This window comes from Hymenobacter sedentarius, from assembly GCF_001507645.1.
Classification (GTDB): Bacteria; Bacteroidota; Bacteroidia; order Cytophagales; family Hymenobacteraceae; genus Hymenobacter; species Hymenobacter sedentarius.
Map to the genome: position 1 here is coordinate 1,803,889 of NZ_CP013909.1, position 13,346 is coordinate 1,817,234.

A 13,346-nucleotide genomic window follows, 5' to 3' on the forward strand; every position below is an offset into this window, starting at 1 on the left:
GCTGGTGGGCTCAGGCCCCGGCTGCTGGCGCAGGGCCTCGGCCGTTTTTGGCAGGGCCAAGGGTGCCAAAATAGAGCCGCTGCCAAGCGGAACGTAGCTCCTCTATGTCGACAATTTCAGGTGGGCGGAACGGCTTGGTTCTAGCAAAAATCGGCCCAAATTAATTATAGTGTTAAAGGAATGTTTCAATTCGGCAGAGTGCAATTACTTAAAATATTCAAGTGTAAAATTCGGGCATTTATAAACAAATTCTCAATATATAGTAAGGACCATCACAAATTTGATTACGTTGCGTCAGATTAAGCGAGAATTATTAGAATTCGCGCAATTCCCTTTCCCACCATCAACCCAATTTCTTACATGAGAAAACAATACTCAGCTGTTGCATTATTGATGCTCGGCTCCCTGGCTGCTACCACGGCCCAGGCCCAGGATGCCGCGCGCATTCAAAACAAAGTGTTGGGCGAAGACAACCAGCCGGTGCTGGTGCAGTTCAGCGCCGAAGGCAAGGCCGCTTACCGCGGCGTGGAAGGCGCCCAGGTGCTGCGCCAGCAACTGGCCCTGACCAACGCCGACCAGATGGTGAAGCGCCACGTGGAAACCGACCAGCTCGGCTTCACGCACGAGAAGTTTGCCCAGTACTACCAGGGCATCCGCGTGGAGCACGCCGACTACACGGTGCACGCCAAGGGCGGCACGGTGGAAAGCATCAGCGGCGACTTCGAGAAGATTTCCGGGCTGAGCACCACGCCTTCCATGAGTGCCTCGGCCGCGCTGACCCGCGCCCTAGCCCACGTGGGCGCCACCAAGTACATGTGGCAGACTGGCGAGGCCGATGCCGCCTCGTTCCGCCCCGAGGGGGAGCTGGTGTTTGTGCGCGATGCCCGCGTAAGCAACGCCAAGAGCCCAATAGTATTGGCCTGGAAGTTTAACGTGTACGCCGCCGCTCCCATCAGCCGCGCCTACATCTACGTAGATGCCCGCACGGGCGAAGTGGTGCTGCAGGACAACATCATCAAGCACACGGCGGCCACTGGCACGTTTGCCACCGCTTATAGCGGCACCCGCACGTTCAACGACGGCACCACTACCGGCGGCTACTTCCTGCGCGAAGGCACCACCCGCGGCCTGGGCATCGAAACCTATAACTGCAAGAAGGGCAACAGCTACACGGCCGCTACCGACTTCGTCGACGCTGATAACAGCTGGACGGAATACAACAACGCCAACTTTGACAACGTGGCCGGCGACGCCCACGTGGGCGCCCAGGCCACCTACGACTACTGGAAGAACATCCACGGCCGCAACAGCTACGACAACGCCGGTGCCAAAATCAAGAGCTACGTGCACTTCGACGACACCCCCGGCGACGGCGTGGGTTACGAAAACGCGTACTGGAACGGGTCGGTGATGACCTACGGCGACGGGGCCACGCGCTTCCGCCCGCTGACGTCGCTGGACGTGTGCGGCCACGAAATCGGCCACGCCGTGTGCGAGAAAACGGCCAACCTGACTTATTCCAACGAGTCGGGCGCCATGAACGAGGGCCTCTCCGACATCTGGGGCGCCAGCATCGAGGCCTACGCCGTGGCCAGCTTGGGCTTCACCTCGGGCGGTGTAAAAGCCAAGTCGACCTGGCTCATTGGCGAGGAAATCGACAAGCAGCAAGCGGCTTTGCGCTCGATGAGCGACCCCAAGTCGTTGGGCCAGCCCGCCTACTATAAGGGCGTGAACTGGTACACCGGAACCGGCGACAACGGCGGCGTGCACACCAATTCGGGCGTGCTCAACCATTGGTACTACATCCTGGCCGTAGGCAAATCGGGCACCAACGAAGGCGGTGGCGTGTACAGCGTAACCGGCGTGGGCCTCGACGCTGCGGCTAAAATCACCTTCCGCATGGAAAGCGTGTACATGGTGGCTTCGTCTACCTACTCGCAGGCCCGCACTTATGCCATCCAGGCCGCTACCGACCTGTATGGTTCTACTTCGGCCCAGGTAAAGGCCGTGACGGACGCGTGGTTTGCTGTGGGTGTGGGCGCTGCTTCGGGCGGGACCACCACGCCCACCTATTGCACGAGTAAGGGCACTTCGCAGTCGTATGAGTACATCGACCTGGTAAACTGGGGCAGCATCAACCGTTCGTCGGGTTCCGATGCGGGCTACTACAACGGCACGGCCCTGAGCACGAGCGTGGGCGCCGGCACCTCGCAAACCATCTATTTCAGCGCTGGCTTCCCGACTGGTACGGCATATACCGAATACTGGAAAATCTACATCGACTACAACCAGAACGGCGTATTCACCGACGCGGGCGAGTTGGTAGTAAGCGGCAGCAGCAGCAGCAGCGGCACCCTGAGCAGCACCATCACGGTGCCCACCACGGCCAAGAGCGGTAGCACCCGCGTGCGCTTCATCATGAGCGACAACTCGGCCACGACGAGCTGCAACAGCTACAGCTACGGCGAAACCGAGGACTATACCATCAACATCACCGGTGGTACGCTGGCTCCGCCCGCCATCACGAGCCTCACCGGGGGCAGCACCGTGCTGGGCAACGAGCAGGCCCGCGTGCTGGAAGTATATCCTAACCCCGCCACCAACCAGCTCCGCCTCACCCTGCCCGGGCAGGCCACCAGCGTGCAAATCACGGACGTGCGCGGTGCGCGCATGACCAATGTGAGCTTGGCCGATGGGCAGGTTGACATCAGCCGCCTGGCCAAGGGCATGTACACCATCTCCGTGAGCAACGGCGAGAAGGTGTTCCACCAGCGCTTCGTAAAAGAATAAGCAGGATTTCTGCAATAGCTAAAAAAGGCCGCCGGCGGTGCTGGTGGCCTTTTTTTATGCTGTGTAGCGCCACTGAATTTTAACTGCTAGCGGTGCACCCCCTGATTTGCTACCCCAATCATTACCTGCACCGCCTTGGTGCAATTGCCTTCCATTTTTCCACCATTCTCACCATTTTCAAGTTTATGACCAACAAATACTCAGCAGCGGCATTGCTCATGTTCGGTGCACTAGCCGCCAACACGGCCCAGGCCCAGGACGCCCGCCGCATTCAAAACAAAGTGTTGGGCGAAGACAACCAGCCGGTGCTGGTGCAGTTCAGCGCCGAAGGCAAGGCCGCTTACCGCGGCGTGGAAGGCGCCCAGGTGCTGCGCCAGCAACTGGCCCTGACCAACGCCGACCAGATGGTGAAGCGCCACGTGGAAACCGACCAGCTCGGCTTCACGCACGAGAAGTTTGCCCAGTACTACCAGGGCATCCGCGTGGAGCACGCCGACTACACGGTGCACGCCAAGGGCGGCACGGTGGAAAGCATCAGCGGCGACTTCGAGAAGATTTCCGGGCTGAGCACCACGCCTTCCATGAGTGCCTCGGCCGCGCTGACCCGTGCCCTGGCCCACGTGGGCGCCACCAAGTACATGTGGCAGGACGTAGAAGAAGAAGCCGGCCTGAAGAAGGACACCAACAACTCCTCTGCCACTTACTATCCGCAGGGTGAGCTAGTGATTGTGCGCAACGAGCTGACCCAAAAAGCCAGCGCCAAAGGCCAGCCGGTACTGGCCTGGAAATTCAACGTGTATGCCCAGGAGCCGGTTAGCCGCGCCTACATCTACGTGAACGCCAGCACGGGCGAAATCGTGATGCAGGACAATATCATCAAGCATACGGACGCTACAGGTTCGTTTGCCACGGCCTATAGCGGCACCCGCTCCACCAACGACGGCACCACCACGGGCGGCTACTTCCTGCGCGAAGGCCTCACCCGCGGCCAGGGCATCGAAACCTATAACATGAAGAAAGGCACCCAGTACAGCCGGGCCGTTGACTTCATCGACGCCGATAACAACTGGACGGCAGCCGAGTACAACAACGCCAACTTCGACAACGTGGCCGGCGATGCCCACGTGGGCGCCCAGGCCACCTACGACTACTGGAAGAACGTGCACGGCCGCAATAGCTACGACAATGCCGGTGCCAAAATCAAGAGCTACGTGCACTACAGCCGCAGCTACGAAAACGCGTACTGGAACGGGTCGGTGATGACCTACGGCGACGGGGCCACGCGCTTCCGCCCGCTGACTTCGCTGGACGTGTGCGGCCACGAAATCGGCCACGCCGTGTGCGAAAAAACGGCCAACCTGACCTACTCCAACGAGTCGGGTGCCATGAACGAAGGCCTCTCCGACATCTGGGGCGCCAGCATCGAGGCCTATGCTGTGGCTTCGCTGGGCTTCACCTCAAGCGGCCCAAAAGCCAAGTCGACTTGGCTTATTGGCGAGGAAATCGACAAGCAGCAAGCCGCGCTGCGCTCGATGAGCGACCCCAAGTCGCAAGGGCAGCCCGATTATTACAAGGGCATTAACTGGTACGTTGGCACCAGCGACAATGGCGGTGTGCACACCAATTCGGGCGTAATCAACTACTGGTATTACCTGATTGCTAATGGCAAGTCTGGCACCAACGAGAAGGGCGTTGCTTACACCGTGCCCGCTATTGGGCTGGATGCTGCAGCTAAAATCACCTTCCGCATGGAAAGCGTGTACATGGTGGCTTCTTCTACCTATGCACAGGCCCGCACTTACTCCATTCAGGCCGCTACGGACCTCTACGGTTCCGGCTCAACTCAGGTAACGGCCGTAACAGCGGCCTGGGATGCCGTAGGCGTGACTACCGGTGCGGCCTTCGCCGCCGCTACCGGCACCACCAGCCCCGCTGCTAATGCCTCCCTCACCGGCCTCGATGCGTCAGCTCGTTCGCTCAGCCTCTACCCGGTGCCCGCTACCAACGAGCTGCACCTGATGCTGGCCGGCAACGCCGAAATCACCAGTGTGCGCATATCCGACCTGCGCGGTGCTGCCGTGCATACGGCTCGCTACGATGGCAGCGGCACGCTTGACATCAGCAACTTGGCCAAAGGCATGTACCTAATTAGTGTAAGCGACGGACAGGACACCTTCCGCCAGCGCTTCGTGAAGGAGTAACCGCTCTTTGGAATTGCAAAAGGCCCGTCAGTTTTGCTGACGGGCCTTTTTTGTGTTTGGCTAACTCACTTACTTGCTAATCTCCGGTGGTATTAGCGCAGGGCATAATCAAGTTTCAGCATCACCGTGGCGAAGCCGTCTTTGTTGAGCCCGGCGCCGCCCAGGCGAACGTTGATATCGTCGAGCTGGTCGGTGGAAGTGATGTAGTAGTTGGCTTCCAAGCCGGCCCGCAGCCGGTCGGTCATGAGCACACTGAAGCCGCCGCCTACTGGCACCACGCCGGCCAGCGCCGGGTAGTCGTTGCGCTCGGGCTGCAGGTAGGTGGTCGTCTTATCGGGCCGCTCCGTGCCGAAGTAGGAGCGCGGGTTGAAGAGCAGCAGCCCAGCGCCGGCCTGCGCATAAATCTGCAGCGTGGGCGCATCGGCCTGCGAGGCCGCAAAAATGGATTCGTCGTGCAGGAAATCGAAGCGCAGAAAGACCGTGCCCAGCCCGTTGGAGCCGGTGAAGGCCAGGCCGCGCTCCACGGCCTTGTCCCGGGCCCCCAGCTTCACGTAGGAAAACTCGCCGCCGATTTTCAGGTGGGGGGTGAGGCGGTACAGCCCGCCCGCGCTAAAGGCGGGGCCGAAGAAATTGTCGCTGGGGCTGTTGCCCAGGTCGCCGTTGTAGAGCCCGGTGCCGGCCCCAAACGTGATGTGTGCCGGGCCCCGGTAGTAGGGGCGGCCTTGGCTATTGTAATGCCGCTTTTGCCCGTAATGCTGGGCTTGGACTGTTTGACTGCTAATGATTCCTGCTGTTGTTACTACTCCTAAAACCAAGGCCTTAATCCGCATGCTATCGATATAAAAGTGAAGGAAACCGCTTATACGGAGCTTAACGGGCAAACCGCCGAAATCCGTCTGTTTGGTGGCGCTTACTTGAAGGTGCCTTGCGGGTCGGGCTGCTTGGCCAGCAGGTCCGTGATAAGTTGAAAGTCGAGGCTGGGGACGCTCAGCGACTGGCCTTTGTGGACGGCGGCCCAGGCCTCGGGGTACTTCTCCTGGTAGTACAGGCCGCGCGCCAGCTGCTGCCAGGCATCGGCGTTGGCGGGGTCTAGGGTGGTGGCGCGCTGGAGCAGTTCCATGCCGGCGGTCAGGTCCTTCTTTTTCTTGGTCTTGCTGTAGCGGATGAGGTAGCTGGCGCCCAGGTCGCTCATGAGCAGGGTGCTGCTGGGCGCCAGGGCCAGGCCCTTGGCGAGAAGGCCGATGGCGGCGTCGGGGTTGGGCTGGGCGCTGGCCACAATGCCCAGGCCGCGGTAGGCTTCGGCATTTTGCGGGTTGAGCAGCCAGGCCAGGTTAAAGCGGTAGGCGGCGGTGTCGGGCAGGTTTTCGCGCAGGTACTCGTAGCCTTTGGTGGTGAAAAAGGCGCTGGCCTCGGCCGTTGAGCCGAAGCTGGCAGCAATGGCCTTGAGCTGGGCTTCGCCAATGACCTGGGTGGCTTGGGCCGGCGTGAGGCCGCCAAATAGCGGCTGCAGGCGCGCGGCGCGCGGCGATGCGGTGCCAGCGGCAAGGCTGCCATCGGCGTTGGCCACGCTGGCGGCGCGGCCTTTGCGCTGGGCGTGCGCGGGGGCCGCCGCGAGCAGCCCAAGCAGCAGCAAAGCAGCCCAGGGCTGCGAAATGGTTTTGAGCGAAGCGGAAAACAACACGGGATTGAATGAATAATGAATAAACCCGGCCGCTATAAAAAGGGCCCGGCAGGCTATCTGGCAAAGATAAACCCAGTAGCGGCAAGGACATGGCCCGCCCTGGCATGGAGCTCAGCGCAAACTGCGGCGCCTGCCAGGGCGTAAGTGGGCCACCGCGCCCGCAGTTGGCCGCGGCCCTTTCCGGTTTCGTTGACTTTATGCGTCGTTTCTTTTTGTTGATGCCCCTGGCCGTGCTGCTAGCCGCCGTAGTGGTAGTGCTGGCCACCGAATACGTGGTGGCCCGCCCCGGCCACCGCACCAAAGACGTGGCCTACGTGCCGGCCTCCGCGCCCGATTTTGATAAAGAGCGCCACATTCTGGACGTGTACTCGCCCAACGGCGCCGCGGCCAAGACCGCCGGCTACCCGGTGGTGCTGTTCATCCACGGCGGCAGCTGGACGAGCGGCAGCAAGAACATCTACACCTTCATTGGGCGGCGGCTGGCCAAGCAGGGCGTGGTGGCCGTGGTTATCAATTACCGCCTGGCCCCGCCGGTGCACGTGCCCGAGCAGGCCGCCGATTGCGCCCACGCCCTGGCCTGGACCGTGACCAACATCGGGCGCTACGGCGGCGACCCGGCCCGCATCTTCGTGATGGGGCACTCGGCCGGCGGTGGGCTAGCGGCCCTGCTCGCCACCGACGACGCCCTGCTCGCCCGCAACGGCTTACCTCAAAATCCCGTACGTGGCGCCATCATGGACGACCCGGCCGGCCTCGACATGTACAGCTACCTCAAGGAAATGAAGTACGAGGGCGACCAGCAGTACCTCGTGCCCTTTGGCAAAGACCCCGCGGTGTGGAAAGAACAGTCGGCCATCTACAAGATTAAGCCGGGCATGCCGCCCTTTATGTTCTTCATCGGCGGCGAAACCTACCCCAGCATCAGTGGCAGCGCGGGCCGCTTCCGCGACCGGCTCAAGGTTATTGGGCAGCCCGCCCAGTACACCGTGCTGCCCGGCAAGCACCACATTCCCATGGTGCTGCAGCTGTATTGGCAGCATAATATCATTTACCAGGAACTGCTGAAGATGGTTGGGGCCTAAAGGTTTGAGCGCCTTATTGAGCCAAACAGTCCGTCCTGCAGCGCGGAGCCGAGGAACCTCACCCCCGGCCCCTCTCCCGCGGAGAGGGGAGCCAGACGTCAGTTCACTCAACAGAAAGCCCCAGCTCAATATTGAGCCGGGGCTTTCTGTTGTCAGGAATTGAGCTAAAAATTATGCCGTGGCTCCCCTCTCCGCGGGAGAGGGGCCGGGGGTGAGGTCACCCGGCTCCGCGCTACACGACTGCACTACTGCAACCACCTCAACCAAACAGCCCAATTTGCCTTGTGGGCTGCTCAAAATTCAGCAGCCACTTCTTGCGGTGCATGCCGCCGGCGTAGCCGGTGAGGCTGCCATCGGCCCCGATAACGCGGTGGCAGGGCCACACGATGGCCAGTGGGTTTTGGCCATTGGCGGCGCCCACGGCGCGCACCGATTTGGGGTTGTTCAGCCGTTTGGCTACGTCTAGGTAAGAAGCCGTTCGGCCGTAGCCGATGCCCACCAGCGCTTGCCAGACCTGCCGCTGAAAATCGGTGCCAAACGTGGGTGTGTAGGTGAGGTTGAAATCGCGCAGCTCGCGGCCAAAATAGGCTTGCAGCTGGCGGTGGCCCTCCTGCAGGCACGCTGGCACGGCGCCAAATGGGGTGGCCACGGGTCCGGGTGTTTCGAGGAAGCTCACGGCGCTCAGCCCTGCATCGGTGCCGGTGAGGGAAAGCAAGCCCAGGGGCGAGTTGAGGTAAGCCGTGGCCGTCATAGGAAGCCAAAGGTAGACGCCACTTGGGCTAGCCTGGCTGCCCAATGGCGGTTTTGGCCCCTTGCGGGCGCCGGGCGGGCACCGCGGCGGCTACGCGGGCCTGGGCCGTTAGCAGGGCTTCGGCGCTGGGCAGGTGCAGCCGACGGGCGGGGCCGGGGTGGCCCAGGTCGGCGTCCCAGAGGCCGGAGCGGTGCCACTCCTGGAGGTGGTCCCAGTCGGGCCGGTCGATGATGGGGTAAATGCAGGTGCCCCACAGCGGCAGGCCGGCGCTGACCACGGCGGCGCATTCCTGCCCAATCATGCGCCACCACAGCGGCCGGTCGACGCCCGGGTGGCTGGTTTCGGTGATGGCGAAGGGGCGGCGGTAGCGCTTGTATGCCTCGCGCAGCAGCTCGCGCAGGGGGCGCCAGCGCGGGTCGGGCACGGGGTCGTTCCAGCCCAGTTTATGGTAGGGGTGCAGCTGCCACTGGTTGTCGTAGTAGTAGTTGAACCCCACAACGTCGAGCAGCTCGGGCGCGCCGCCCAGCTCCGGGCACATCTTGCCGCACAGCATGTCGGTGGCCTGAAACTGGTTGAGGTGGGCCGTGCGCACGTCGCGGCGCTGCTGAGGCCCGGCGTTGGCCGGCGCCACAATGTTGATGAGCGGCTCGGTAGTGAGCAGCCGGATGCTGGGGTCGGCTTCGCGCAGGGCGTAGCTGCCCTCGATGTAGGCACGCATCAGGCCGTACTTCACGTCCCAGCCCTGGTGGTGGCAGTAGGGCGAAGTGCCCCGGACCTCGCCGCCCAGCCAGGAAATAAAGCTGACCTCGTTGATGGGCGTCACGATGAGCGTATCGTCGGGCCGCTGCGAGCGGTAGAAGTCCACGAAGGCCCGGCACAAGGCCGCAAAGCGCCGGGCAAACATGGGATGCAGCGGCGTGAGGTCGTCGGGGTAGCCAAAGTGGCACAGGTCCCACACCTGCTGGATGCCGTGGCGCTGGCCGGCCTCGAGCATGGTTTGCACCGTGCTGAAATCGTAATGATAGGCCCGTTTCTCAATCTGGGCCCAGCGGATGCCCTCCCGCACGGTGCGCACCTGGAATTGGGCCAGCGCCGCGTAATCTTCGTCGATGAGCGGCAGATGCCCGGTCAGGGGCAGAAAGTCAACGCGGTTGCCGAAGGCGTTGAGCTGGTCGGTGCATTCGTAGCCGCCCCACCAAAAGGAGCGGAAAGGGTTGGTGTCGGGAAAAGTAAGCGCCATAGGAGAGTAGCTGTGTAGAATACGCAGCCGCCCGCGGCAGCTGGGTAGCTGCCGCGGGCGGCCGGCTTCCTTTACCCAAAAATAGCCGATTGGGTTAATGTGGAGCTTCGCTATTGAGGCTTTCCGGCCGATGCGCCAGGTTTTTGGCTTCAATAAAAATGCGCTGCACCTCGGGGTGCTCGGCCCGGATGGCGTCCTGCAGCAGCTCAACGGCGCTGGCTACCTGGCCGGAGCTCAGGTCGTCGGCAAACTCTACGTCGAGGGCCAGCACCACGTCGTTGGGGCCCAGGTACATGGTGAGGGGCGAGCGAATCTCGCACACCTGAGGCTGGGCGCGGGCAATGCGCTCCAGGTTGGCCAGGGTCTCGGCATCGACGCCCGTGCCCACCAGCAGGCCCTTGGTGCGGGCCACCAGAAACACGGCCACCAGCATCAGCAGCAGCCCAATGGCGATGGATGCGGCCCCGTCGAAGTACGGATTGTTGAGCAGATGGCCCAGAAACACCCCGACCAAAGCCAGCAGCAGGCCCACTAGCGCCGCCAGGTTTTCCATTACGGAAGCGAAAACTGCCGGGTCTTTGCTCGTGCGCAGCATCTTCACGAAGCCCACGTTTGCCTCCGACTGCGCCAGCAGTGCCTTCACCGACAAGTACATGGCCACGCCTTCGAAGAGCAGCGAAACCCCCAGCACGATGTAGTTCCACTTGGCATCTTCAAGCGGCACCGGGTCCTGAATGTGCTTGATGCCCTCGTAGAACGACATGCCGCCGCCGATGGCAAAGATGAGCACCGCCACAATCAAGCCCCAGAAATACAGCTCCTTGCTGTGCCCAAACGGGTGCTCGGCATCGGGCGGGCGCTGGCTGCGGTTTACGCCGTAGAGCAGCAGGCCGCTGTTGCCGGTATCCACCAGGGAGTGGATGCCTTCGGAAAGCATGGCCGACGAACCCGTGAAGTACGCCGCCACAAATTTACTGACGGCGATGGCGACGTTGGCGGCGATGCCGCCGTAGAGGGAAATTTTAGAAGCGTTAGCGGAAGCCATAAAGCAGATTTCGTAGGTAATTGGGCGGGGTTAATCCATGGTCGCGCTGCCCACACGCTCCTTTTCGCCAATGGCTTTGGCTTCGATAAAAATGCGTTTGAATTCCGGGTGCTCGGCCCGGATGGCGTTTTGCAGGGCATGCACCGCGTGCTCGACTTCATCGGCCGACAGGCGGTTTTCGAATTCGATGTCCAGCGCCAGGATGACATCGGCCGGCCCAAGGTACATGGTGAGTGGCACCCGCATGTGCTGCACCGCGGGCTGGGCGTGCACAATGCGCTCGAGGTCCCGCAGGGTTTCGTCGTCGGCCCCGATGCCCACCAGCAGGGCCTTGGTTTTGTAAATGAGGAACATGGCTACGCCTACCAGCAGCGTGCCAATGCCAATGGAGGCCACGCCGTCGAGGTAGGGATTGCCCAGCAAGTGCCCCAGGTACACACCGGCCAGCGCGATGACCAGCCCAACCAAAGCCGCCAGGTCTTCGAGCAGAATGGCAAACACCGCCGGGTCCTTGCTGCGGCGCAGCGTTTGCCAGAAGCCTTCGTCGCCGCGGTCGGCATTGAAGGCTTTGAAAGCCAGAAAGCAGGAAATGCCTTCGAACACCAGCGAGATGCCCAGCACCCAGTAGTTCCAGGTGGGGTCGGAGAGGGGCGCCGGGTGCTTGAGGTGCTCGATGCCTTCGTAAAACGACATGCCGCCGCCCACCGAAAACACCAGAATGGCCACAATAAGCGCCCAGAAGTACAGCTCCTTGCTGCGCCCGAATGGGTGGCGCCGGTCGGGCGCCTTACCGCTCTGGTACACCCCCAGCAGAATGAGAAAGCCGTTGCCGCTGTCCACCAGCGAGTGAATGCCCTCGGAAAGCATGGCCGAGGAACCAGTGAAGTACGCCGCCACAAACTTGCTGACGGCGATGGCAATGTTGGCCCCGATGGCTCCGTAAATGGCAAATTTGGAGGAGGACGCGGTTGAACTCATGCCTAGCCTTACGCAGCAAGCGCGGCGGGCGTTGGCCGAAAGCAGGCGGCCGGGGCGCGGTTGAGCTAACCACAGCCGCCGCCGGCCTTGCCAATGACAAGCCCGGCACTACTTTCGCCCCATGTCCCAACCTACTCTCCAGCGCCGCTTAGGCCTCGTCCAGGCTACTGCGCTCAATATGATTGACATGGTCGGTATCGGCCCGTTTGTCACGCTGCCGCTCGTCATGGGGTTTATGGGGCCCAATTTCCTGCTGGCCTGGCTGGTGGGAGCCGGGTTGGCGCTCATCGATGGCCTTATCTGGAGCGAGCTGGGCGCCGCCCACCCCGAGGCTGGCGGCTCCTACCGCTTTCTCAAGCTGGCCTACGGCGAGCAGAAGTGGGGCCGGCTAATGTCGTTTCTCTACGTGTGGCAAACGCTGGTGCAGGCCCCGCTGGTGCTGGCCTCCGGCGCCATCGGCTTTGCCCAATACTTCGGCTACCTCGTGCCGCTCACCGAGTGGTGGCAGCCCAAGCTGGTATCGGGCGCGGTGGTACTGCTGCTTATCGTGCTGCTCTACCGGCGCATTGAGGACATTGGCAAGCTGGGCGTGATGCTCTGGGTGGGCGTGCTGGGGCTGATGGGCTGGCTGATTTTTGGCGGCCTCACCCACCCCAACCATCCCGTGGCCTGGCTGCCGGAAGGCGGGTTCAGCGCCCTGCCCGGTGTGCTGCTGTCGGCGGCCATGGGCCAGGCGGCCATCAAAACCATCTACTCCTACCTGGGCTACTACAACGTGTGCCACCTGGGCGGCGAAATCGTGAACCCACAGCGCGTGATTCCGCGCAGCATCTTCCTCAGCATTCTGGGCATCATGGCCCTGTACCTGCTGCTCAACTGGAGCGTGGGCACGGTCATTCCCTGGCAGGAAGCCAGCAAATCGGAGTTTATCGTGAGCACCTTCGTGGCCAAGATTTACGGCGCGGGCGCGGCGCAGGCGGCCACGGCGTTGGTGTTGCTGGTGGCGTTTGCGTCGCTGTTTGCGGTGCTGCTGGGCTACTCGCGCATTCCCTACGCGGCTGCCGCCGATGGCGAGTTTCTGCCCATCTTCGCCAAGCTGCACCCCACCAAGCAGTTCCCCTACGTGTCGCTGCTGATTCTCGGCGGCGTGGGCTTCGTGTTCAGCCTGCTGTTCCGGCTAGGCGAGGTCATTACGGCCATTCTAGCCATGCGCATCCTGGTGCAGTTTGTGGGGCAGGCCGTGGGGCTGATGCTGCTCCGGCGCCGGCGCGGCACGGCGGCGCTGCCGTTCAAAATGCCGCTCTACCCGCTGCCGGTGCTCATTGCCATTGCGGTGTGGCTGCTGGTGTTCTGGAGCACCGGGCCGAAGTTTATGCTCTCCGGCCTCACCGTAATTGTGCTGGGCGTAGGCGTGTTTCTACTCTGGAGCCGCCGGCTGGGCCGCTGGCCGTTTGAGAAAAAGGAATTACCGCTATAAGGGTGGCGCTTGCAGCAAATTTCCTTAAAAACCACCCTTTTGCCTTTAATTTCTTAAATATTATCAGTATAATTATGTAATAGCAGTGCCCTTTCCGATAC

Annotated in this window: 10 protein-coding genes; 4 read left to right on the forward strand and 6 right to left on the reverse strand. The window is 62.0% G+C overall.

Annotated elements, in window-relative coordinates; all coding sequences use genetic code 11:
- The first annotated feature begins 393 nt into the window (after positions 1-393).
- Together AUC43_RS07375 and AUC43_RS07380 are read left to right on the forward strand one after the other, a co-directional pair.
- Positions 394-2,790 carry a M4 family metallopeptidase gene (locus AUC43_RS07375; protein ID WP_199243511.1) on the forward strand — a complete coding sequence of 799 codons (2,397 nt, stop codon included), beginning with the start codon at positions 394-396 and terminating at the stop codon, positions 2,788-2,790.
- 185 nt (positions 2,791-2,975) lie between these two features.
- Positions 2,976-4,991, forward strand: a complete 2,016-nt coding sequence (locus tag AUC43_RS07380) for a M4 family metallopeptidase (protein WP_157780976.1) — start codon at positions 2,976-2,978, stop codon at positions 4,989-4,991.
- A 92-nt stretch (positions 4,992-5,083) separates the two neighbouring features.
- Here the strand turns inward: AUC43_RS07380 and AUC43_RS07385 are convergent, their stop codons facing one another.
- Together AUC43_RS07385 and AUC43_RS07390 are read right to left on the reverse strand one after the other, a co-directional pair.
- Complete coding sequence (locus tag AUC43_RS07385; protein ID WP_068191513.1) at positions 5,084-5,821, reverse strand: hypothetical protein; 738 nt, start codon at positions 5,819-5,821, stop codon at positions 5,084-5,086.
- A gap of 80 nt (positions 5,822-5,901) precedes the next feature.
- Positions 5,902-6,672: a tetratricopeptide repeat protein gene (locus AUC43_RS07390; protein ID WP_157780977.1), complete on the reverse strand. Its 771-nt coding sequence runs from the start codon at positions 6,670-6,672 to the stop codon at positions 5,902-5,904.
- A gap of 197 nt (positions 6,673-6,869) precedes the next feature.
- On the opposite strand from AUC43_RS07390, the gene AUC43_RS07395 reads away from it, so the two are divergent.
- Complete coding sequence (locus AUC43_RS07395; protein WP_068191517.1) at positions 6,870-7,754, forward strand: alpha/beta hydrolase; 885 nt, start codon at positions 6,870-6,872, stop codon at positions 7,752-7,754.
- A gap of 259 nt (positions 7,755-8,013) precedes the next feature.
- Here AUC43_RS07395 and AUC43_RS07400 read toward each other — a convergent pair whose 3' ends face one another.
- The 4 genes from AUC43_RS07400 to AUC43_RS07415 form a co-directional block, all read right to left on the reverse strand.
- Complete coding sequence (locus AUC43_RS07400; RefSeq protein ID WP_068191519.1) at positions 8,014-8,505, reverse strand: methylated-DNA--[protein]-cysteine S-methyltransferase; 492 nt, start codon at positions 8,503-8,505, stop codon at positions 8,014-8,016.
- A 28-nt stretch (positions 8,506-8,533) separates the two neighbouring features.
- Positions 8,534-9,745, reverse strand: coding sequence for an amine oxidase (locus AUC43_RS07405; RefSeq protein WP_068191521.1), 1,212 nt, complete (start codon positions 9,743-9,745; stop codon positions 8,534-8,536).
- A gap of 94 nt (positions 9,746-9,839) precedes the next feature.
- Entirely contained in the window at positions 9,840-10,790 is a 951-nt protein-coding gene (locus tag AUC43_RS07410; protein ID WP_068191523.1) for a cation diffusion facilitator family transporter, read from the reverse strand.
- 30 nt (positions 10,791-10,820) lie between these two features.
- The gene (locus AUC43_RS07415) at positions 10,821-11,768 is read right to left on the reverse strand and encodes a cation diffusion facilitator family transporter (RefSeq protein WP_068191525.1); all 948 of its coding nucleotides are present in this window, start codon (positions 11,766-11,768) and stop codon (positions 10,821-10,823) included.
- A 121-nt stretch (positions 11,769-11,889) separates the two neighbouring features.
- Between AUC43_RS07415 and AUC43_RS07420 the strand changes: the two genes are divergently transcribed.
- On the forward strand, positions 11,890-13,245 hold the full coding sequence (locus AUC43_RS07420) for an APC family permease (RefSeq protein WP_068191527.1): 1,356 nt from the start codon (positions 11,890-11,892) through the stop codon (positions 13,243-13,245).
- The last annotated feature ends 101 nt before the right edge of the window (positions 13,246-13,346 follow it).